At 58.9% G+C, this 22446-nt stretch carries 22 protein-coding genes; 8 read left to right on the top strand and 14 right to left on the bottom strand.

The window, feature by feature from the left end; translation table 11 throughout:
- Positions 1-10 precede the first annotated feature (10 nt).
- From trbI to QE432_RS09680, 12 genes are read right to left on the bottom strand one after another with little or no spacing between them, the layout of a single operon-like run.
- Entirely contained in the window at positions 11-1318 is a 1308-nt protein-coding gene (gene trbI / locus QE432_RS09735; RefSeq protein ID WP_112497060.1) for an IncP-type conjugal transfer protein TrbI, read from the bottom strand.
- A gap of 12 nt (positions 1319-1330) precedes the next feature.
- A complete protein-coding gene (gene trbH, locus QE432_RS09730; protein ID WP_115039455.1) occupies positions 1331-1810 on the bottom strand; it encodes a conjugal transfer protein TrbH in 480 nt (159 codons plus the stop codon).
- Positions 1810-2631, bottom strand: coding sequence for a P-type conjugative transfer protein TrbG (gene trbG / locus QE432_RS09725; protein ID WP_245495732.1), 822 nt, complete (start codon positions 2629-2631; stop codon positions 1810-1812). Before trbG ends, trbH begins: the two co-directional genes overlap by 1 nt.
- A 50-nt stretch (positions 2632-2681) precedes the next feature.
- A complete protein-coding gene (locus QE432_RS09720; protein ID WP_112497059.1) occupies positions 2682-3344 on the bottom strand; it encodes a conjugal transfer protein TrbF in 663 nt (220 codons plus the stop codon).
- A gap of 14 nt (positions 3345-3358) precedes the next feature.
- Positions 3359-4549, bottom strand: coding sequence for a P-type conjugative transfer protein TrbL (trbL, locus tag QE432_RS09715; RefSeq protein ID WP_130692390.1), 1191 nt, complete (start codon positions 4547-4549; stop codon positions 3359-3361).
- The gene (gene trbK, locus QE432_RS09710) at positions 4543-4770 is read right to left on the bottom strand and encodes an entry exclusion protein TrbK (protein WP_306624014.1); all 228 of its coding nucleotides are present in this window, start codon (positions 4768-4770) and stop codon (positions 4543-4545) included. Before trbK ends, trbL begins: the two co-directional genes overlap by 7 nt.
- Positions 4767-5576: a P-type conjugative transfer protein TrbJ gene (gene trbJ, locus QE432_RS09705; protein WP_306624012.1), complete on the bottom strand. Its 810-nt coding sequence runs from the start codon at positions 5574-5576 to the stop codon at positions 4767-4769. Before trbJ ends, trbK begins: the two co-directional genes overlap by 4 nt.
- Positions 5548-8010 carry a conjugal transfer protein TrbE gene (locus QE432_RS09700; RefSeq protein WP_306624010.1) on the bottom strand — a complete coding sequence of 821 codons (2463 nt, stop codon included), beginning with the start codon at positions 8008-8010 and terminating at the stop codon, positions 5548-5550. Before QE432_RS09700 ends, trbJ begins: the two co-directional genes overlap by 29 nt.
- A gap of 11 nt (positions 8011-8021) precedes the next feature.
- Complete coding sequence (locus QE432_RS09695; protein WP_130692382.1) at positions 8022-8321, bottom strand: conjugal transfer protein TrbD; 300 nt, start codon at positions 8319-8321, stop codon at positions 8022-8024.
- The gene (trbC, locus tag QE432_RS09690) at positions 8314-8724 is read right to left on the bottom strand and encodes a conjugal transfer pilin TrbC (RefSeq protein ID WP_130692380.1); all 411 of its coding nucleotides are present in this window, start codon (positions 8722-8724) and stop codon (positions 8314-8316) included. Before trbC ends, QE432_RS09695 begins: the two co-directional genes overlap by 8 nt.
- Positions 8714-9685 carry a P-type conjugative transfer ATPase TrbB gene (trbB, locus tag QE432_RS09685; protein ID WP_112497052.1) on the bottom strand — a complete coding sequence of 324 codons (972 nt, stop codon included), beginning with the start codon at positions 9683-9685 and terminating at the stop codon, positions 8714-8716. Before trbB ends, trbC begins: the two co-directional genes overlap by 11 nt.
- The gene (locus QE432_RS09680) at positions 9682-10317 is read right to left on the bottom strand and encodes an acyl-homoserine-lactone synthase (RefSeq protein WP_130692376.1); all 636 of its coding nucleotides are present in this window, start codon (positions 10315-10317) and stop codon (positions 9682-9684) included. The genes trbB and QE432_RS09680 overlap by 4 nt, the downstream gene beginning before the upstream one ends.
- A gap of 376 nt (positions 10318-10693) precedes the next feature.
- Between QE432_RS09680 and repA the strand changes: the two genes are divergently transcribed.
- The 6 genes from repA to QE432_RS09650 all read left to right on the top strand — a co-directional run bounded on the left by repA (position 10694) and on the right by QE432_RS09650 (position 17860).
- Positions 10694-11884 carry a plasmid partitioning protein RepA gene (repA, locus tag QE432_RS09675; RefSeq protein ID WP_130692374.1) on the top strand — a complete coding sequence of 397 codons (1191 nt, stop codon included), beginning with the start codon at positions 10694-10696 and terminating at the stop codon, positions 11882-11884.
- Between the two features lie 84 nt (positions 11885-11968).
- Complete coding sequence (gene repB / locus QE432_RS09670; protein WP_130692372.1) at positions 11969-12964, top strand: plasmid partitioning protein RepB; 996 nt, start codon at positions 11969-11971, stop codon at positions 12962-12964.
- Positions 12965-13122: 158 nt separating this feature from the next.
- Complete coding sequence (gene repC / locus QE432_RS09665) at positions 13123-14361, top strand: plasmid replication protein RepC (protein ID WP_130692370.1); 1239 nt, start codon at positions 13123-13125, stop codon at positions 14359-14361.
- Between the two features lie 137 nt (positions 14362-14498).
- Positions 14499-15401, top strand: a complete 903-nt coding sequence (locus QE432_RS09660; RefSeq protein WP_306624008.1) for a hypothetical protein — start codon at positions 14499-14501, stop codon at positions 15399-15401.
- A 715-nt stretch (positions 15402-16116) separates the two neighbouring features.
- Positions 16117-17079 (top strand): DUF4238 domain-containing protein, encoded by a 963-nt coding sequence (locus tag QE432_RS09655; protein WP_306624006.1) that lies wholly within the window; start codon positions 16117-16119, stop codon positions 17077-17079.
- Position 17080: 1 nt separating this feature from the next.
- On the top strand, positions 17081-17860 hold the full coding sequence (locus QE432_RS09650) for a hypothetical protein (RefSeq protein WP_306624004.1): 780 nt from the start codon (positions 17081-17083) through the stop codon (positions 17858-17860).
- A gap of 53 nt (positions 17861-17913) precedes the next feature.
- Here the strand turns inward: QE432_RS09650 and QE432_RS09645 are convergent, their stop codons facing one another.
- Entirely contained in the window at positions 17914-18558 is a 645-nt protein-coding gene (locus QE432_RS09645) for a hypothetical protein (RefSeq protein ID WP_130692364.1), read from the bottom strand.
- A gap of 81 nt (positions 18559-18639) precedes the next feature.
- On the opposite strand from QE432_RS09645, the gene QE432_RS09640 reads away from it, so the two are divergent.
- Entirely contained in the window at positions 18640-19515 is an 876-nt protein-coding gene (locus QE432_RS09640) for a hypothetical protein (RefSeq protein ID WP_130692362.1), read from the top strand.
- A 92-nt stretch (positions 19516-19607) separates the two neighbouring features.
- Here the strand turns inward: QE432_RS09640 and QE432_RS09635 are convergent, their stop codons facing one another.
- Positions 19608-20756 carry a site-specific integrase gene (locus QE432_RS09635; protein ID WP_306624002.1) on the bottom strand — a complete coding sequence of 383 codons (1149 nt, stop codon included), beginning with the start codon at positions 20754-20756 and terminating at the stop codon, positions 19608-19610.
- A 198-nt stretch (positions 20757-20954) separates the two neighbouring features.
- Here QE432_RS09635 and QE432_RS09630 point away from each other — a divergent pair, with 198 nt between their 5' ends.
- Positions 20955-22046: an RHE_PE00001 family protein gene (locus tag QE432_RS09630; protein ID WP_306624000.1), complete on the top strand. Its 1092-nt coding sequence runs from the start codon at positions 20955-20957 to the stop codon at positions 22044-22046.
- The last annotated feature ends 400 nt before the right edge of the window (positions 22047-22446 follow it).

Raw genomic sequence — 22446 nt, 5'->3', positions numbered from 1 at the left:
TGTCAGCGCTTCATCGATATTGGCTTGGAAAGACAATGTCCTGATCTATCAAGACATTGAATTTGTAGCCGGGCCGGATCTGTAACGTCGGTTGCACGTCCATATTCCGCTGGATTGTCCGGTCGGCCACTCGCCCAAAGGTCTCAGCGAAATTCCGCCTCGCAGCGTCGGAGGCCGTATCCTGGGTGGCAAGCGTCGAGCTCTGGGGCACCGCCATGTCGATGCCCGTCCCGATCAACGCGATCATGACGGCCGAGCCGAAGGTTTTGAGATAGTGGTTGTTCACCTTGTCATTGAAGCCACCGTACCCTTCAGCATCCGTGCCGGCCATGCCGCCGATTTGCAATGTCGACCCGTTTGGGAAGATGATGTCTGACCAGACGACGAGCACGCGGCTCTGGCCGAACGACACCTTGCTATCGTAACGGCCGAACAGTTTCGTGCCCTGGGGGATCAGCAGGCGATGGCCTGTTGCGCTGTCATAGACATTCTGGCTGACTTGGGCAGTGATACGCCCTGGCAGGTCGGAGTTGATGCCGGTGATCAATGTCGCCGGAATAACGGAGCCGCGTTTCAGTTCGTATAGGGACTGCTGGGGTACGACACGATTCGGCAGGTATCCGAGATCCTTGAGATCGGCATTGAAGAAGTCTTCCTTGGAGCTCTGTCCGTTGGGATCGACGTTCTGTCCGCCCAGACCGGCGCGCAAGGCCGCGGCGTAAAGATCGGACGCGTTTCCGTTCGTGGCAGCTGGGGTCGTCATCCGGGCCGCGGCGGTATCATCTTTTTCCGACCGTGTATCCAGCTTGCCGCGATCGATGGCAAGCGGCGCGTCATAGGCGGAGTCCCGCGCCTGTATCCGGGCCATCCGCTGGCGTTGCTGCTCGCGCAGAACCTGCTCCTGTTGCTCACGGGCGAGCCGCGCCCGCCAAATCTCTTCGGGCTCTAGTTCCGATCCGCGCCGTTGCTCCTCTATTTGTTCGGGCTGCGTGAACGGATTGGCCACCTTCTCTTCGGCCTGCTTCGTATCGACTGGCGTCGGCTGGAACGTCGTCTGCTGCTGCGGCTCGCCAATGATACCGTCGGTGACGCCCCGCTTGATCTGGTCGGCATAGGTTGACGCCGGATTGCCCGAACTGGTGTCCGGACCGTTATCCTTGCCGAAGTAAAGCCCGCGCGAGGCGAGCCCAAAGAAGATTATGCCAAGAAAGGCGACGAGCAGCACGATCACGACGATGACCGGCAGACGGTTCACCCGCTTGATGCCGGACGTGGCCTGACTGTTCGCGGCACCACCAAGCTTGAGAGACTGCACCATGATGTCTCCCCCTCACCCGCGCCGCATGAGCGAAAGGGCGCTTGCCGGTGTCGCACCCGATGTCGTCACTGTGTAGGCCCGGCCGAGTTCGATGCTGCTCGTCGAAAGGCGCGCGAGCACCTGGCCTTCGTAAGGCACGATGACGTAGGCGAGCGGAACGATCGCCGCACCGCCATCCGTCTTCTGATCGGTGACAACGGCATAGCCCCATCCCTTCAGGGCTGCTTGAAGCGCCTGTCCGAATGGAGAACCATCCTGTTTGAGCGCAACGGTTGCCTTCCCCTGTCCGATCTGTTCGGCAAGACGGCTGACCATATCTCCCGCAATGGCACCCGCCGCGGGTCCGGAGATTTCTGGAGGTGCCGCGCTGGAGGCGAGGACGTCGGCGTCCATCGACTGGCATCCGGAAACGAGGATGGCGAGGGCAGTCGTTGCGGCGAAGCACCGGATCGGGCCCAGACGGTTTCCTGTGCGACGGAGGAGCTTCAACATCACCGCCCTCCCCTGCTGATCTTCACCTTCTGCTGTTTCCAGCCGACGCCTGAGACAAGGACAGCACGATCAATATTGTAATCGACCACCATTATGTTGTTCTTCATGCGATAGTTGACGATGCGGTTCTGTCCGCCGGAGACGACGAATAGAACCGGGGCATCCTGACCGGAGATTGATCGCGGAAACTGGATGTAGGTTTTTTGCCCATCCGAATAGACCCGCGTCGGCCGCCAGCCAGCGCTGCCCGAGACGGAATAGGCAAAGCTCAATTGCTCGGCCGGAACGCCGGCGCCGGGAACCATGCTGGCTTCCAGCCGCGCGTTGACGTCTGCAAGCTTTGCCGAGACGTCCTCCGGATATTCGAAACCGACGCGCGCCATATACTGCGTGGCATGTGATTTCAGCTGGATGTGATAGGTCCGGCGGGAAGTGGTCACGACCATCGACGTGACCAGACCCGGTTCCGACGGCTTGACGATCAGGTGGATCGCCTGCCCACCGGCCGCACCAGATGTCGCAGGCTCCACCTTCCAGCGCACAGTGTCGCCGACGAGCACATCGCGAACGACCTCGCCACCCTGAAGCTCGATGTCGCAGACCTGCAGTGGCGAGCAGACGACTGAGGGCTGCACTTCGCCATAGAGGAAAATGACCTTTCCATCCGCTCCTTTCGTCACGAGGCCGAGGCTTCCGCGCCATTGTGTCGAAATCCCCATGCCTTTCGCCTCATTGGCGGTGACACCATCGGCGGCGAGCGAAGCAGACGGGAGAAGGGTTAAAGAGACAGCAACGGCGATAGCAATGATGCTGGCGCTCATCGTGACCCGCGATAGTTCGTGCGTTCTGTTCATGTTCGGGGCCATGCCTTTCAAAGCTGTGCAGTCCAGTCGAAGTCCCGGAGATAGAGACCGATGGGATTGAGGCGGATGACGCCCTCGTCCTGGGGCGGCGTCAAAGTCACGGTGGCGATCCCGCGGAAGCGGCGGGTGGCGGTCTCCTTGCCGCGGCGATCCCGCTCAAACTCGGTCCAGTCGATCTGGTAGCTCTGGTTTGATAGAGCGACGATGTTGTTGACCTCGATCGCCACCGTTGCGGTCTTCGCCTTCTCGAAGGGCGAATTCGAGCGAAACCAGGTGTTGACCTTTTCTGTGGCGGGATCAGAAGTGCGCAGCAGTCCGTAGGTGCGGTCGATATATTGCTTCTGCACAACCGCGTCGGGCGTCACTGAGCGGAAGTTCGACACGAAACTGCCGAGTGTCGCGCGCACCACACGCGGATCGGCATACTCGATCTGCTGCGGGAACCCGGCATTGACTGATGTGCCGAGCTTGTCGACTTCGACGATGTAAGGGATCAGCTTGACCTGCGTGCTCTGGTAGAGCGCGTAACCAAATCCGATAACGGCCATGGTCATTCCGGCTATACCGACGACGCGCCAAGCGGCGGCCGCTTTTACGTACGAGCCATAACGCTCGTTCCATTCGTTGCGAGCAGCAACATAGGGATTATCGGGAATATTCTGTCCGGCCATTCTGTAGCGTTCCGTCACTTACTGTCGTTGATCGGCGGTGGTGGAGGCGGTGTGCCTGGCCGGCCGGATGGTTGATCGAGTTTGGCGTTGGCAAGGCCGAGCATCGATCCGGCATAGGCGCCGGGCGAACCAATCGCCTTTTCCTTTGCTGCCGAGCCGACGGCACCAGCGGCTCCGCCAATCCCGGCCTGCATGCCGCGCAGGGCCGCACTGGCAAGAGACGCGCCCCCTGCCCTTGCGGCACTGGCGGCCCCGAATCCTCTGTTGGCAGCACCGATCGTCAGGAAGCCGGCGCCGAGTGCCGCGGATGCCGCTTGCCCGCCGTGACGAATGGCCTCCATGCCGCCGCCGACCGATGCGCCCTGGACCACGCCCTGCAGGATCGGCGGCACATACATGGCGATGACGAAGACAACGACCGAGATTCCGGCGATCGCTAGCGTGGTGATGAACTGTTCCGATGTCGCGGTTGGTACCTCTGCCAGACCGAGAAGGATGTCCGAGCCGATCTTGGCGATCATCACCAGCGCCATTAGCTTCATGCCGACGGAGAAGGCGTAGACTAGGTACTTGATCGCGAAATCCTTGGTATGGGAAGAGCCGCCGAGCCCAAGCATGATCATGCCGGCGAGCAAGCCGACATACATCTCGACCATGACGGCCACGAAGATCGCAGCGACGAGGCTGAACGACACCACGACCACGACCATGGCGAAGACGGCAGCGATCGCCAACGCGTTATCCTCCCAGAGACCGAACTTCGCCTGTTCTGACATCTTCGTCGCGACACGAATGCCGGCATCGAAGATGTTGGCGGGAGATGCCGAGCCGCCACCGGCGCCGATCTGATAGAGACTGTCGACCACGGCCTTGGCGAACTCCGGCCCCCTGTCGAGGATAAAGGCGAACAGGCCGATAAACATGATGCGCTTGACGAGTTCAGCAAACCAACTGTCGAGCGAGGCGGCGTTGATTGCCAGCCAGACCGCAGCGATCCCGACCTCGATGCCGGCTAGGATCCAAAATAACGAGCGGGCGGCATTCATCACCGTGGTCTCCCAGCCCTTGGCGGCGGTGACGACGGAATTTTCGAGTGTGGTCAGGACCTGGCCCTGTTGTGCCAACGCCGGCGTGGTCGCCAACAAGACGACTGCGGTCGCGATGAACATCCGTTCAAGCGTGCGGGAAGACGGGGCAACTACCATCGCGGCTTCATCTCCTGGCCTCCGCGAATGTCGCGGTTGGCGTCTCCACCGAAGAACTCTTCACGATGTCGGCGCCGGTCTTCATCGGAAGGAGAGCCTGTCGCGATGGCGCCAGATCCCAAAACTGACTCCGGTCGAAACAAGCTCGAGGTTATGGCGCTTGCACCCGCCGCGGAGACGACCGCTACAAGGGCGATAATGACGATTAGACGGGGACTCACCAGCGTGGCTCCATCGTTTGGCCGCCCCTGATATCGCGCTCGGTCCCACTGAAAAATTGTTCGCGCCGCGCTTGCGCCAGATCCTTTTGCGCCTGTTCGGACTGGTACCAGGTCCCCATCATCGTCATTTGCTGGGAGACCAGACCCCGCAGTTTCTGCATCTGCGCGACCTGCTGCGCGGCGATCTCGTGCCCGACCTGCAGCGCCTTCATCTGGCCGTCGGACGATTCCGACATTGACCTGAGCTGCGACATGGTGCTCTCCTCGCTGGAGAACTGATCGGCCGTGAGGTTGGCGGCCTTCAGGGTGCCGGCAATCGTGTCGCGATTGGTGTCGGACCAGTTTTGGTACGTGGTCGAGAAGCTCGCTCCATCCGGCAGGTTGCTCTTCATATCGGCAAAGCTTTGGAAGCGCTGCTTGAGCAAATCATCGACATTGCCCATGGAGAAGGCGACGCCCTGGCCCTGGTTGACGACATTCTGGAGATTCTTCAGGTCGTCTTCGACCTGGCCCCAGATATGGTTCGGAAGCTGCGCCGTGTTCTGCAGCATGTTGTTGTAGATGTTGAGCTGGTTCTGGATCTGTTCAGCGAGCTGCGAGATCTGAGTGATCTGGTTGTTCACCTGCTCGGCGGACTTGCCGACAAGGCTGATCAGTTCGGCATTATTGGCAAGCTGCGTCCATTCGGTTGCTTGCCCCGTGACACCCCCGGCTTGCGCAGGAAGAGAAAGAGCAGACGAGAGCACGAGAGCCGCACCAACCGCGGCGCGCGATGTCCTAGTGGATGGGAATGAGCGTGTCGGCATGGGCGATCCCCCTTTGCTGGAGCCAATGGAGAGGCCAGCTGGCCCCATGTTCAAGATGCAGAGCGCGGATGCGCTTGAGGTCTTCCTTTCCGGACGCTCCGACAAAAGAGAGCGCCACCGGCCCAAGCGCCATGTCGAACAGTCGGCGCCCCTCGGGCGAGACGACGTAGTAGTCACGCTTCGGGATCGCGGTCGCGACGATCTCGATCTGCCGCTCGTTGAAGCCGATGCGCTCGTAGAATTCGCGCGTGCCCGGCTCCCGCGCGGCGCCATTCGGCAGGCAGATCTTGGTCGGGCAGGATTCCTTCAGCACATCGATGATGCCGGACCGCTCGGCATCAGAGATCGACTGTGTGGCCAGCACCACAGCGCAATTGGCCTTGCGCAGTACCTTCAGCCATTCCCTGATCTTGTCGCGGAACACCGGGTGGCCGAGCATCAGCCAGGCCTCGTCAAGAATAATCAGGCTGGGCGCACCGGTCAGGCGCTTTTCGATGCGTCGGAAGAGATAGGTCAGAACGGGCACAAGGTTGCGCTCGCCCATATTCATCAGCTCCTCGATCTCGAAGCACTGGAAGGCGCCGAGCGCCAGCCCGTCTGCTTCAGCGTCGAGCAGCTGACCCATAGGCCCATCGACGGTGTAGTGATGCAGAGCGTCCTTGATCTCCCGCATCTGGACACCCGAGACGAAGTCCGAGAGCGAGCGGCCGCGGGACTCGGCCATCAGGCCGACCTGCCGTGAAATGGCATTGCGGTAGTCCGGAGTGATCGTCACGCCCTGCAGTGCCACCAGCATCTCGATCCACTCGGAGGCGAAAGCACGATCGCCATCGGTCGAGAGCTCGGCTAGCGGGCAGAACGAAAGTGCCCTCCCCTCCCCTGCTTCCTGAGCATCGCCACCGATCTGATAATGATCGCCGCCTAGCCCCAGCGTCAGCGGAAGCATCGAGCCACCCTTGTCGAAGGCGAAGATCTGCGCACCCGCGTAGCGTCGGAACTGGGCTGCGATCAGTGAGAGCAGCGTTGATTTGCCGGAGCCGGTCGGGCCGAAGATCAGCGTGTGGCCGACATCGTCGACATGCAGGTTCAGCCTGAACGGCGTCGATCCGCTGGCAACCTGCATCAGCGGGGGCGCTCCGACCGGATAGAATGGGCAGGGTGCTATCGGGCTTCCGGACCAGATCGAATTGAGCGGGATGAGGTCGGCGAGATTGCGCGTGTTGATCAGCGGTTCGCGGATATTGGCATAGGACACGCCCGGCAGGCTGCCGAGAAAGGCATCGGTCGCGTTTATTGTCTCGATCCGTGCGCCAAAACCTTCCGCCTGGATCAGCCGGCGGACCGCCTCACACTTTTCTTGAAGACGGATTTGATCCTCATCGAAGAGGATGATGACCGGCGTATAGTAGCCATACGCCACGAGCTGCGACGACGCCTCTGCGATCGCGTCCTCGGTCTCGGCCACCATGAGCATGGCATCCTGGTCGAGCGACCGCGACTGCGTCTGAAACAGTTGGTCGAAGAAGGGCCGCACCTTTTGTTGCCATTTCTTGCGTGTGCGCTCGAGCCTTGCGCGGGCTTCCTCGGCGTCAAGGAATAGGAAGCGGGACGACCAGCGATACGTCAGCGGCATTAGGTCGAGACTGTTGAGGATTCCCGGCCAGCTTTCCGCGGGCAGGCCATCGATCGCTACCACACCGAGAAACCGGTTCTCGACCAGTGGCGTCAGACCGTGCTGCAACTCCGCCGTGACCAGCCAGTCGAGGTACATGGGGATCTCTGGGAGACGCACCGGGTGGTTCTCGCCGGTGATGCAGAAGCGGATGAACTGGAAGAGCTCGTCGTAGCGGGCGACGCGATGACCGCCGCGCTCTGGCGTTTCGCGAGTCATCATCCGTCTGATCGATACGACGTTGGCGAGATATTGCTCGACCTCGCGGATCGACGTCAGAAAACTTGTCCGCGCCTTGTCGGCATAGGTGGCGGATCGGCTGCCGACGTCGGAATAGACATAGCGCGTCAGTCCGGACCGCCGCGGTTCCGGTGGGCGCCAGGTCAGTATCAGGGCATGACGGCTTTCGTAATGCCCCCTCTCCTTCTGGAAATGCGCCCGCCGTTCCGCATCGATGGCGCGGGTGACCGGATCGGGGAAATGGCTGGCTTCCTCCGTTGGATAATCCCCCGTCGGCACCCTGACAGCCTCAACCTGGATCATCCAGCCCGAGCCGAGGCGCGACAGGATGGCATTGATCTGGCGTGAAACCTCGTTGCGCTCGACGTCGGTCGAACTTTCGCTGTCCGGTCCGGCAAAATACCAGCCGGCCATCAGCGAGCCGTCCTTCAGGAGAATGACGCCATTGTCGACCAGCCCGGCATAGGGAACGAGATCGGCAAAGGACGGTCCGGAATGGCGGAAGGATTTGAGAGCAACCATGCCGTAGGCCCTCAATACCTGCGCCACGGCGACGACGTCGCGCGGTAGAAGGTCTTGTAGGAGATATGCCGGATATAGACCCTTCGCATCAGCGGATCAGCCTTGGCCATCGCTCGAAGGGCTGCGACCGTTACCACCCAGATTGCGATGCCGAACAGCGCCGCATACCAGGTCAGGACGACGAAGATCAGGATGACGGCGGCGAGCGCCGTCACAAGCACAAGCTCGCGATCGGCGCCCATCAACAGGCTTGGGCGCGACAGCGCCCGATGCACGCGCGACCGTATGAGGTTGGAGCCGGCTTCAGCCACGAGTCCCCTCCCCTGCCACAGACATCATCGGCACTTGGAGAGAGATGACAGGAGCAACACCGGCCTCGGCATGATGCTCGCCGATCGACGCGCCGGTTGCGCCAAACAGGGCGACGATCTGGGTGGCGCCGAGCAGAACGCCGCCGACCAGGGCCACGTAGCAAAGGCGCCGGGCAAAATCATTGAGTTCGCCGCCGAAGATCAGCATGGCGCCGGCGATCGCAACCGCAGCCAGCGCAATGAAGCCAGCAACGGGACCGGTGATCGACTGCTGGATCTGCTGCAGTGGCGATTCCCACGGAAGGCCACCGCCACCTGAGCCCGCGAATGCGGGCTCCGAAAGGCTGAAGGAGACGGCAGCAAACACGCTCCATGCGAGAATGGAATAGGTCTTACGCGACATGGCTGTCCTCGTCGATCTGAGCATAGTGTTCTGTCTGGTAGTGGCTGTTGCGGTATCCCTCGATGTGGATCACCTCGCGGACCCGCCTCCCCTTTCCCGTCCGCTCTATGGAGACGACGAGATCGACCGCCTCACCGATCACCTCCTGCATGGGCTGCTGGCTGGCTTCCGCCGTCAGTTGCTCGAGCCGACGAAGCGCCGACATGGCGGTGTTGGAATGGATGGTGGTGACCCCGCCGGGATGGCCAGTGTTCCAGGCCTTCAGAAGGGTGAGCGCTGCTCCGTCGCGGACCTCACCGACGATGATACGATCAGGCCTGAGGCGCATCGTGCTCTTCAGGAGGCGGGCCATATCGATCGTATCGCTGGTATGCAGGCCCACTGCGTTTTCGGCTGCGCACTGGATTTCGGCGGTATCCTCGAGGATGACCATGCGATCGTCGGGTGCGCTCAAGACGATCTCGGCGATGATTGCGTTAGCGAGCGTGGTTTTTCCGGAGCCAGTGCCCCCGGAAATGACGATGTTCATGCGAGCGTCAATCGCGCTACGAATGGCAGACGCTTGCGCCTCCGTCATCACCTTCGAGGACACGTAATCACTGAGCGGTATGAGACGCGAGGCGCGGCGTCGGATCGTGAAGGCGGGTCCGGATACGATTGGCGGAAGCAGACCCTCGAAGCGATGGCCACCGATCGGCAGTTCGCCGGAGATGATCGGGCGCTCGTCATCTGCCTCCGACTGCAGTGCGTGGGCCACACTGCCGATCACGACTTCCGCAGCCGCTGGCGCCATGACCCCGGCTTCGGCTACACCGTGACCGAGGCGTTCAATGAACAGTCGGCCGTCAGGGTTGAGCATGATCTCGACGACTGTCGCATCGTCGAGCGCTACGCAGAGCTGGTCGCCAAGTGCGTCCTGGAGTTTGCGGACAAGTCTTGTGTGGGAGCGAAGCTGGGTCACGCTGCGCTCCTCTCCGAATGATCTTCAGTACGAGAGAGAGCGGACCGATAGCTCGATGGACGAACCTGTTCGAAGCTCTCCTGATCCGCTGGAAGTGTGCCGGCAATGGCGACAGTGTTGCCAATTGCCACCGGTTCACCCAACCGCGCCATTGGCCAGCCTGCCCGGTTCAGGATGCGCTCGAAGCGAAGATCGGTGGCGGTAACGATCCTGTCGTAGCCATTCGCCATCGACCATTCGATGATCCCAGCGAACAGGGCGAGGGTTGCCAGGTGGAGCTGACCCCCTCCCCTACCTGCGGGCAAAGTCGTATCAACGCAGAAGCGCGAACTCTCGATCATCGCGGCGTTTGCATTGAGCGAACCATCCCTCAAGAGTTGCGGAAATGTCAGCTCCAGCATGGTCGGGCCCACTGCGGGAAGGAGGCGCGCGCATCCGACCACCTTGTTGCTGGAGGTGGCGAGGATGTAGGTTGGATTAAGTTCGTCGTACTGATCCCGCTCGCCACCATCCATGACGGTGACGTCCCATTCGAGCCGCCCGCCAAATACGTCGGCGCGCAGCCTGTACATCTGCTTGAGAAGAGTCTGATGCTCGACATATCGGTCGGGCGAGATGGTGAGAACCTGCATCCTTATCTCCGCGTGAACTTCGTCAGCGGGAAGAAGATCATCTCAATCAAAGGTTGGCGATCTGCAGATCTGCAGGCGGCGGTTCTGGTGAGTCGGGGGTAGCCGAGTTGTGAATCAAACTACGGCGGGGTGTGCGAAATGCGCTGGTTCCTGCAGATCTGCAGTTTCCACCGACTATACGCCACCACTGGAATCTGACTAACTAGCGGAAAGATATCGCAGATTCAGCGAGCGGACTGGATTCCCGCAAAATCCGTTAACTTGTTGTTAACCTTAAATGTCTTGCGGCGCGATGGGAATCGGGAGATAGTTTCGCAAATGATGGCCTTCAAGCCATTTTTTCGAAAGTGACGACCTCCGGGAAATAGATCGCAAAATGAGCAATTCGCTGCCGAACAGATTTGATATCGAGATCGCCCAGCAGGGGTCGAAGATCTCAAGCGCGTTGCATATGTTGCGCAGCCAGCAGTACCCGCCTGATGCTCGCAAGGGCCTCCGCAAGTTTCAACTTGCGGAAGTTGCGGACTTTATCGGCGTGACCCAGACTCACCTCAGACAACTCCATTCTGACGGAAAAGGGCCAGAGATCGAGTCGGCCGGTGGACGCCGTTACTACACGGCGGACCAGATGCTTGAGCTTCGCGATTATTTAGAGGCGAACAAGAAGTCCGACAAGAGGTACTATGTCCCAAGGAGGCGCGAAGGCGAACCGATGCAAATAGTCTCGGTCGTAAACTTCAAGGGCGGAAGCGGGAAGACTACCACCGCCGCGCACCTTGCGCAGTATCTCGCTCTCACCGGCCATCGCGTTTTGGCGGTCGACCTTGACCCGCAGGCATCCCTGACGTCCCTTTTCGGGATCCAGCCGGAGCTTGATGAGACAGCCTCTCTCTATGAGGCTCTTCGATTTGACGACGAGCGCAAGCCGATCGCCGATGTCATCCAGGCGACTAACATTCCGGGACTCGACGTCGTGCCAGCGAACCTGGTTCTTCAGGAATACGAATACGATGTGCCGCTCGCAATCTCTTCCAAGAAGGGTGAGGACGGCCGACTGTTCTACATGCGGATCGCCAGTGCTTTGAAGCAGGTTGATGACAAATATGACATGGTCGTCATCGATTGCCCTCCTCAGCTCGGTTACCTGACGATTACCGCACTCATGGCATCAACCGGGATCCTCATTACCATTCACCCTCAGATGCTGGACATCATGTCGATGAGCCAGTTTTTGATGATGCTCGGAGGGATTATGGGACCGGTCGCCGAGGCAGGCGCCGAAATGCGTGTTCAATGGTTCCGCTACCTCATCACACGATTTGAACCCACGGACATCCCGCAGGCTCAGATGGTCGGGTTCATGCAGTCAATGTTTGCACAGCAAATGCTGAGAAACCACGTGCTTAAGTCGACCGCGATTTCCGATGCGTCGATCAAGAAGCAGACTTTGTATGAAGTCGAGCGGGGTGAATTTGTCCGGGCGACCTACGACCGGGCCATGGAGAGCCTGAATTCGGCCAATGCGGAGATCGTTGAGCTCATCCACGGTGCCTGGGGGCGAAAATGAGACACTTGTCAGCCGTTTTTTTCGGTTTTTTACCACGTAAGTTCAACGGCTTATTGGCGGTGACACTAGATCCGGAGGGCATTCATGTCTCGTGAAAATCCTTTCGCCAAGCTGGATATGGCGTCGATCGCGGCAAACCAGACGCCGACCAAGCCCGGCTACGGCATGACGGGGGCCGCCAAGACGGTGGTCCGCTCCATCGAGGACATGGCCGAGAACACCAAGAAGCTTATGGAAGGCGAGGTTATCGTCGATCTTGATCCGCGACTGATCGATGTCTCCTTCGTGGCCGACCGCCTTTCGGACGACGGCCAGGAATTCCAGGAGTTGCTCCAGGCGATCAAGGAAGCAGGACAGACGACGCCTATCCTTGTTCGCCCGAGTTCGACAGACGCCAAGCGATACATGGTCGTGTTCGGGCATCGTCGCCTCAGGGTAGCTCGTGAGCTTGGAGTTCCGGTCAAGGCAATCGTCAAGAATCTCGATGACGCGACTTCAGCGATTGTGCAGGGGCAGGAAAACGCGGCCCGTTCGAACCTGTCGTTCATAGAGCGTGCCTACTTCGCACAAAATTTGATTGCGTCCGGAATGACGAAGGACGTCGTCCGGTCGTCGCTTGCCATAGATGAAGCGATGCTCTCCAAGATGTTGTCAGTTGTCGAGACAGTGCCGGCACCAGTTATCACGGCATTGGGCGCATCCAAGAAAATCGGGCGCGACCGGTGGCTCAGCCTTCGTCAGCTCGTCCTTGCCCCTGCCCTGTCAAAGGTGGGCGTGGAGTATTCGGAATCCGCCGAACTCCAGAGGCTTCCTGAAAACGAACGATTCGATGCGCTCCACGACTACCTGAAGCGATACAAGGCCAGATCAGCCGCGAAGAAGCCGAAGGCTGACGTCCCGGTCCGGGACTGGATCTCGACCGATCGCGCACTGAACGTGGTGATGAATTCGAAGGCAAAGAAGGTTGCCATCGAGCTTACGAATGTTGAAGCAAGGCCTTTCAGCGAATGGCTGTCTTCACACTTGGGTCGTTTGTACGAGGAGTACAAAGGATCGAAAACTGAAACAAACGGAGACTGAACCGCAAAAGAAAAAGGCCCCCGAACGGCGAACCGTGGAAGCCTCTCTCGTCATCTCTAGCAGGATCGAGAATCGCATTTCCCGGAATCACAGTCAAGAGTCTTGGCGCCGATTTGGTGAGCGGATTTCTTTTGCCTGAAGAAAGGTGAGAGAAAAAGATGCAAACGGGACATGTGACGACGCCCTTCGGGCGGCGGCCGATGTCGCTTGCCCTGGTCAAAGGCCAGATGGCGATCGAGGATCCGCGGCCAGGCACGCAGATTGAAAAGTGGAGGGTGTTTCGCGACGTCTGCGAGACGCGCGAGCGCCTTGGGCTCCAGGATCGAGCGTTGGCCGTTCTCGACGCTCTCTTAACGTTCTACCCGCATGGGGAGCTCGACGCGAGCCGTGGGCTTGTCGTTTTCCCATCCAACGCGCAGCTATCCGTGCGCGCTCATGGGATCACGGAGAGCACACTCCGGCGCCAGCTTGCGGCGCTCGTCGAAGCAGGGCTGATCCTGCGCCGCGATAGCCCGAATGGAAAGCGATACGCGCATCGCAATCGCGACGGTGAGGTAGAGCAGGCATACGGCTTCGATCTGACACCTCTTTTGGCTCGCGCCAAGGAACTCGCGCAGATAGCGCAGGACGTGGCTGCGGAACGCCTGCGGTTCCGTCGGGCAAAGGAAGCCCTTACGATCTGCCGGCGCGACGTGCGCAAACTCATCTCGGCTGCAGTGGAGGAGGGTGCCTCTGGCAACTGGGTGCAGGTGGAAGCGGCTTATGTCAGTATCATCGGAACCCTTCCCCGCCACCCGGACAGGGTGCAGCTTGAACTGGCTCTCGACGAAATGCAGTTGTTGCGGGAAGAGGTCCTCAACATCCTGGAAGTACAGTTGAAATCAGTGAACATGCATGGCAATGCCGACCAGGATGACCGGCACATACAGAATTCAAATACTGAATCCATCAATGAACTTGAACCTCGCTCTGAAAGGGAGCAGGGCGAAAGCTTGGCGGATGAACCTCAACCCACGAGTAAGCCGGAAAGACCGAAGGCGGTTGCTGAGCCGAAGAAGGCCTTCCCGATCGGAATGGTTCGTCGTGCCTGCCCGCAGATTGACGACTATGGTCCGGGCGGGCGTGTTGAGAATTGGCGCGAGCTGATGAAGGCGGCTGTTGTTGTGCGTTCCATGCTGGGTGTAAGTCCGTCAGCCTATGAAGAGGCCTGCAGCGCGATGGGTCCAGAAAATGCTGCGGTGGCGATGGCGTGTATTCTCGAACGGTCGAGCTTCATCACGTCTGCCGGCGGTTACCTGCGGAATCTGACCAGGCGAGCCGAGCGCGGCGAGTTTTCGCTCGGCCCGATGTTGATGGCTCTTATGAAAGCGAATGGTGGCGAACGAAGGATCGCTTGATGCCCGAGTTCCCTTGTCAGCCGTTTTTTTTCGTGGTTTTCTCAAATGATACAGTGAGTTAACAGTTTTGAACGCAGGATTTCCGTGGGAATTATAATAATAAACGTGAAAGGCCTGTTACTTTGGAAAGGTTACCAGTGGAACGTTCTTCACCTGCTCCGGTGACAATGGAGGATGAGAAGTGGGCCCGAGCTGCGGGTGCGATTGAGGCCGCAATGGGTAAGGCCGTGGCGCAGGGCCGCCGCAGGCGCGCGAAGGTGGAGCGAGACAAGGCCAAAGCGCGCGCTGGTGCTGCCGATTATGAGCCTGGTATCGTGACCTTTATAGACGTTCTCGGCTTCCGTGCGATGCTGACCGATCGATCTGCCGGTGAAATTCACGATATCATCCTTTCGCTGCGAGAATTCACCACGCCCGACGTCAAGCAATTTCGTCGCATGAAGGAAGTGCGTCTCTCTAGTAGAGCATTCGCTGAGTCGGTTTCAGATGCTGTCGTGCGCGTTCGAGTATTCAACACGCAGTATTCTGACGGAGCGTTTTTTCAAGAACTGCTCGATCTGCTTCATATCCAGATCCAATGCATAAATCACGGAGTACTCGTCAGAGCTGGGCTGGCAATCGGGAGTGTTCATGTCGGCCTGAACGGTAGTGGCCCTGTTTTCGGCCCTGCAATGGTCCGCGCATACGACATTGAGAGTGGAGAAGCGATCTATCCTCGCATCGTCGTAGACGAGGCGGCTTACGAACAATTTCTCTCCGACGCTCGTCTTCACAACGAGAACCACGATCTGGAGGAGGAAACCGAGTATGTGAACCGCCTTTTGCGTATAGGGGAGGACGGGACACGCTTTATCGATTATCTCGGTGCGAGCGAGGACGAGTATGATGCGTTTGAGGACTACATTGCGTTCTTGGACCGACATGCTGCGTTAATTCGGCTAAACCTTGCAGAGGTCCGCAAGCCTACGATCAGAAGGAAGTATCTATGGCTGGCGAGCTACCACCAACGATATCGTCTCACAAATCCGTTTGCGATTTGAAGCTGGCGAGCTGTCCGCAGTGAACTTCCTTGCTTTGGTAGGGAGAGAGGCGGCTGATGTCCTCGGCGAACTCATTGTGAATTCCTAGCGGGTCAATCGCAGGCACGCTAAGCCGTGCCGTGCATCTGGCTGAGGTTGAAAGCTAGCCTAGCAGAGTATCGCTCTGGGCAATGCTACCGCGTAAGCTATCGAAGACCGCGTTGAACCCTGTGCCAATGGCGGTGACCTTTGGATCGCGATGTAATTTCAGAAAGTGTCGTTTGGCATTTAACCGTAAGAATGCGCCCGTTCCGGCAGGTGATGGCACTTAATGTGAGATTCTGGCTTCGATTTTAGACACTTAACGCTGTCCGGCCCGGACAAGCCAGAATCTCAAATTAAATGCCCAGTCTCAATTTGAGTGCCGCGCTATCTTGTTGAAATTATTGTATGCGGTGTCTCGCGATTAAATGCAAAACGACAGCCTACGCGGTATCGCGTGGATTTCGTAGGGCATTGCGGCAGCCGGTTGGACGTATGAGGCGAGCCGAGAGTTGCTGGATAGGGGTTCTAAAGAGTCAAGCGAGGAAGGGATTTCACAGGAAACACGTAAACGGGTAAAGGCTCGCTAGAGCCGTTCGGATATATGTAATCCTCATAATGGAACCCGCTGAGCGCGATCAGCAATTATAGACCAGGTCGGGCCACCGAAGGTCTGCCAGCATTGTGGGAAATAATGTCAGACACTGTAAATCACCACTTCATTCCGCAGTTCTACCTCAGAGGTTTTAGCGACGCTGTCGATAAGCGGAAGGCGCAAGTGTTCGTGTTCGACCAGTCGACAAAGAAGTCATTCCGCACGCTGGTCCGAAACATCGGAGCTCGCCGAAATTTCTTCCGCATCGAGGCAGAGGGATTTGATCCGAACCATGTGGAAGACGGCATGGCAGAAATCGAGGGTGAGATCGCCCCGCGCCTGGCTGAAGTGATAGAAACGAAAAGCTTCCCATCCCATGACCATTTCACCTCTCTCATGCTGTTGATGGGGAACGTGGCTGTCCGTAATCCGCGCTTCCGTTCGATGCTGGAAGACCTCCACATCCAAGTTGCCTCAGGCACGATAAGGATGTCACTTCAGGACAAGGATAGATACCATGACTCGATCCGGCAGGCTCGCGAGGGCGGTGCCCCGATACGCGACGACATCAGCTACGAGGACATGAAGGCGTTTATAGATCGCGGTGAATACAGGATCGCAATCGATCAGACCTATCTGATCGGGTTGGAGCTCGACGCTGTTCCAACGATTGTTGAACAGTTGGCTCGAAGAAGCTGGGCGTTTGCATCGGCTCCTGCGGGATCGACCTTCACAACCTGTGACGATCCTGTTGTGCTGGCATGGGCCGATGGTAAGGATCGGGGGCCGTATTCACCCGGGTTCGGTCTTGAGGGAACCATTGTCATGTTTCCCATTTCGCCCGAGCTCGCCCTTATCGGTCTGTTCGTGAAGCAACCTCCGAACCGCGCATTTCGACGTGATCAAGTTGCCGACATGAATACAAGCATGGCGAAGAATGCAACAAAGCAGCTCTATGCCAGAAACGGCGAATTTGAGCTCCATACTCGAACAGAGTCCTACACACGCGGCAAAGATCTGGCGGCCGCGCTGTGGCGGCAAGCTGCGGCGAAGGGTCAGTAGAATGGAACAGAAGAGAGAGCTGAAATTCGGCGACGATATGGTCGGTGCGCTCAACAATTGGGGCGAGAAGGCTTTGATCCCTGTGTCGATCGTTGGCGGAAAGCACATGGAACGACGCGAGGCAAACAGGGCTAAGTTCAAGGAAAGCGACATCACGCTGACGGAAGCACACGCTTTGGCCTGCAGTGCGCTGATGAACCTCTTTTCGAGAAATGCCGGCAGGAAGATCAATGAAGATCCTAAAGCGAGCAAGCAGATCAATTTGCTGTCACATTTCATGCAGGGCATCCATCTATGCGAAGAGGCGATCGTCGAGGGGCTCTACGTGCAGGCGGCGACCCTTCTGCGACAGGAGCACGAGATCGTCTCAGCTGTTCAGGAGCTCGGGATCGATAAGCGCAGAGACGGGAAGACGCCGCACGCCACGATCGGCGTTTTGAAGAATATGGGAAAAGTCTACGGTGACCTCAGCGGTGCAGCCCACGTTTCCCAGTCGGCACTTCTTCACGATATCGTAGAGATGGAGAAGGGTGAACTTCGTGGGCCATCGGCGTTCCCGATCTACCATCGCGACCTCGCCCGGAACCTATATTCGCTGCATGTCTGCTACATTGTGATGATCGGTAGGCTGACCAGCCAGATCCACGATGCCATCGGCCTAGACGGAGCGTCTGAGGACGAGGAGAAGATGCTTTACCTTGCCTTGGCGACGCTGGAAGGAGAGGGCCTCATTAATATCGAGAAGGCCCCCTTGGATAAGCCGATTGCGACGGTTGGCTAGGCCGAGCCTTCCACGGCCACCACCTGATTGTCATTGAGGAAAACGGGCGGCCTTTAGGTCGCCTGTTTTCGTTCATAAGCCTGCCGATCCCACTCCCGCTGAAGATATCTCCGACCAATCTCGCAGAACTCGTGCCGTGTGGCTCCCAGCAGTCCCATTCGCCGAGCGACTGCGACTTTGCCGTCAAGGTTTGGATCGTCCGACCACCATTGCGGGCGCCATGCCTGGACTATGGCATTGAACACCCGCATCTCTGCCGTCGTAGTTTCGAAAAGCAGCTTGTAGCTATGGGCGGCGCCGTAGACCGTCATCAAGATATAATCGACCGAGAAGTCGTTCTCTACCGCGAGATCGGAGGATGAGTGCTTGAGAAAATTGTACGAGTGCTGCAGGCCGGTGAACACCTCGTTTTCGAGATCTGGGGGGAGCTCTGCTTCTTTCAGCATATCTCGCACGCTATTCAATCCGACGCTGGCGCGGCCCTTTCCTAGGATTTCCATGATGGCGGTCGCGGCGCTTGCGAGCACGTGAGCCGAGATCGGATCCTCGTCGACCAGGAAGAGCCTGATCGCTGAGTTGATCTCCCGCTCGCAGATCTCCTGCCTGTTCAACCTAAGGAATTCGATGCCGGGGTTCTCCTCGGCGATCGGCAACGCGGCGCGCTCGTCCAGCGACATTGTGGTCTTTCGGCGTGCCATATCTCGATTTCCTTCCTTCGGTGTGGTCTTGTGGTCAGCACATTCGCACCATCCAATTTCTCAAGCAATTTCGGCGGGTCAATGACGGTTGAACCAGGGACATTTTCCGAGATCGAGCAGGAGGCCATCGTCCTCAGTGCTGTCATCAGTATGGTCGACGACATGGTCAATCACGCGATCTTCTGTCCCCTTGACGATAAGCGCACTGACACGAACCTCCTTCCACAGACCGCCGGAAGCCTGCGGCAGTTCGGGACCTTCCTCCGGGACTTTCTGTCACCGGTAACCGGTAAGGGTGGCTCGCGCCTGCCATTCAGCCTGCCAAAGCCGCCAAAGGATGGCAGTAAAGTCGATCACACGACACTTTATTATCTGAAGCGCGTCTGCGAGAAACCGCTGATCGGAACGAAAATCGATCACCTCAGCCGGATCGTTCACGAGTTCAGCGACTGGCTCGAGGCCTACTCTTTCGTAGAAGAGGTCTGGTTAGGCAGTATCGAGGTGAAGGTGGATCTTCGGATCAAGCGGATCGAGTTCATCCGTATGAGCGGTGACATCGGAAAGCACAACTTCCTGCGTCTGGGTGGGCAAGCAAATACCCTCCGCAGGATCTTGGCCGATAACAAGGTCGAGATCAATGAGAGCGACGCTTACTTGGCATTGCCGGACTGTTGGGATTGGTTTCACACCCATTTGCTCGCTTACCACGCCAGCACGATCGCGGAGTTTTTGAACAACATCCGTTATGCGATCCGGCTCTACATCACGCCAGTGGCGAAGGAACGGTACAGAGTGACTGGAAATGTCGATGGTTTGGAGATGTTCACTTTCGAGCGGCCAGACGAGATCGTCAACAAGTTCGCTTGGGCCCAGTTCTTCGAGCTGATGCAGGGATCACTCCGGCAGCCGAATTTCCCGCCTTTCAGCGTAGCCCAGACAATGAAGATGCGGTTCTGACCGAGGAGAATATCAGTATGGCAAAAATCTTCGATCGGTTGGCCATGATGCAGCTAACCGGACATTGGGCGACGGTTTTCGCGCGAACGCCGTCAAAGTATGCGAGCAGCACGTCCGCTTCGTCGTGTGGCACTGTTATAATAGCTGGATGCCTGCTGGACCGAGCGATGGCGTGACTGCTCCATTGCTTCGGGGAGGGGAATACCGCGGTTGGCGGCCTCTGTAAGATATCCCGACCGCAGCCCATGCGCGGAAAACTCCCCCCTCTCCAATCCTGCCATCTGCGCGCGCTGCTTCAGGATCGCATTGACCGACTGCGGATCGATCGCCCGCCGCGACACCGTCCCCCATCGCCCGATCGCCCGAAACACGCTCCCGCTGTCGATCTTCGCAGCCGCCATCCAGGCATTCAGCGCTTCCACCGGCCGGCCGGTCAGATAGACGACGTCATCCTGCTCGCCAGTGGTCGTCTTGGTGCGGCCGAGATGGATGGCCAAAGAGGGGAGGGCAGGGCCATCGGGCACCTCGATCGGTGGCTCGACGGTCAGCTGTTCGCATCGCAGTCCGGCGATCTCGCTGCGCCGGCGACCACCGGAGGCAAACGCGACCATCAGGATGGCGCGGTCCCTGATATCGCGAAGGCTGTCCGTCGCGCAGGTTGCCAGCAGTTTTGCCATCACGTCGCCGGTGACCGCCTTGGCACTCTTGCGACGTCGGGTCCGAGGAACGGCGCGCACCGCGAGACGAATGGCCGATTTCAGGGCAGGGGAGGCGAAGGCGCCGTCGAGGCCGCGCCATCTGGTCAGCGTCGACCAGTTCGCCAGCCGTCGGCGCACGGTCGCCGGGGCGTGTGGGCCGACAGATTTGAGAAAACCTTGGCGCCGAAGGTTGTCGTCGACATCGGACGGCATGCCGTGATCGGCATCGGTCTCACGCCGCTGCGGGTCCCAGAGGTGATGGGCGACGAATTTCAACAGCAGCGCCTCGGGCGCCGGCCAGGGCAGGGAGCGTCCGGTCGCGGCAATCCCCCAGGCTTCGAGATAGGCGAGATCCGAAGTCAGGGCGCGCAGCGTGTTGTCGCCCATGCCCTGGTTGACGAGATGGCGCAGCGTTTCGACATCGTGGTCGGTAAGCAGCTCGGCCAGCTCGTCGCGACGTTCCATTGGCAGCACCGCGGCGATGGTGTCGAGTTCTTCGGCACGGCGCTCGACGGCGGTCAGCGATGTCTTCGGTTTGGCCACGGGCGCTCCAAAAGGACGGTTTCAGCGGCCTTCTGGGCCGTGAGTTGGCCCCGATTCTGGATGATTTGCGGCCTCAGATCTACTACCATCGATAAACGTTCGTTATCGATGGTAAGCCAACGCGTCGGACACCTCAATGAGTGACGCTAGTAAAATGCTTGTTTGCTTTCTTAATGCAAATCATCGAAGGTGAAATCAATGGGTTACGATTACACCGAGATTAATCTGAGAGAACTAAATGCGCCCGCCGCGCGCGCCGGTGAGGCTCTTGCGCGCCTTGACGAGCGCATTGCCCGCTCGCCGATCCGTGACGGCTTTCTCGAGCGCCAAAACTTCGCTGATGCGATCGCGTCGTTATGGGTGGACGGTGAACTCGTTCACCTCGAGGACATCGTCCTGCATGACGCCCGCCTCGATATCCGGACCCCAACCCACGAATTGACAATCGCCCATTCAATCTTGCGCGGTCGCCGCCAGATTTTTGCGCATTCGGCCGAGTGGGCGCTGAGCGCCGCGGGCATTGCTCGTTTGCGGGGGAGGGGAGACGGAGGTGACAGTATCAATGTAGCACCGCGTAGTCTTCCACGCCCGGTCGCGATCGAGGGTGATGTTTTCCCGGTGGGCGGCTATGATGATTTTAGCGAGATCGACGCCGTGCTGGCGCGTAGCGCGGCCGTTCTCGATGGATCGGCTATGTCTAGACCAGTGAACGAGCGCGACCCGTTGGTCTATGACGCGGACTGGAATGAAGACCAGAGATTAGAGCAATGGCGTTTTGTACTCAATGGAACCGAAGGCCTGTCGCCGGTTCTACGAGCCGCCATTCTCCTTGACGCTTGGAACGCGATCGAGGTGCTTCAGCGTCGCGCGGAGCTTGGTCGCCAGCTGGTCGCCTCACTCCTGCGCCGCGACGGCACGACGCCGGCCCACCTGCCGGCGCTGAACATCGGACTACGTAGCGTACGACGGGAGCAGCGGCATGCCAGGAGCCGGATGACGCGGCTGATGGCGCTGCTCGAAGCATTCATCGCGACGGCCGAACTGGGGATGAAGGAGCACGACCGCATTCTGCTCGCCCGCCAGCAACTAGACCGTCAGACATCCGCCAAACGCACCAACTCGAACCTGTCGCGATTGGTCGATTTGGTGGTGGCGCGACCCGTCGTCTCGGCTACCATGATTGCCAAGGAGCTCGAGGTCACGCCGCAGGGCGCGAGGTATCTGGCGGCGCAGCTGCGGCTCCGGGAGATGACGGGCAGGGGAAGGTTTCGGGCATGGGGATTGCTGTAAACCGGTTCAAGCTGAGCCAAGTGAATTGGATCTCCTACACACTGCCCAACAACGAATGCCGAGCTTTAGAAGTTTAGCGCCCCAGGTTTAAACCGGCCCGTAGGAGTTTCGCGGCCACTTCAAGGGACTCTCTTTCAAGACTATCCCAACCTGATTAGGCACGGAAGAATGCATCCTCCGTGTCATAATCGAATAGCGGAACGGTGTAGCTAGCCAGCACAGGGAATTGTTCCTGCCAGTCCTTGTCAACCGAGCTTCGAAGCCATTGGGAGGTATTTGCAACTGAACGCGAGTAGTCGGTGGCAGCCTTGTATCCAATCTGCTCCGCAGCCGCCGTACTTAAGGTGAATGGAGCAGGCACGGACCAGGGTGTCCAGCCGACAGGCGAGCCTAGTCGCGA

Source organism: Agrobacterium sp. SORGH_AS_0745 (assembly GCF_030818995.1).
Lineage (GTDB): Bacteria > Pseudomonadota > Alphaproteobacteria > Rhizobiales > Rhizobiaceae > Agrobacterium > Agrobacterium tumefaciens.
The sequence above is the reverse complement of the archived record's forward strand: the minus strand, read 5'-3'. Positions and strand labels throughout refer to the sequence as shown.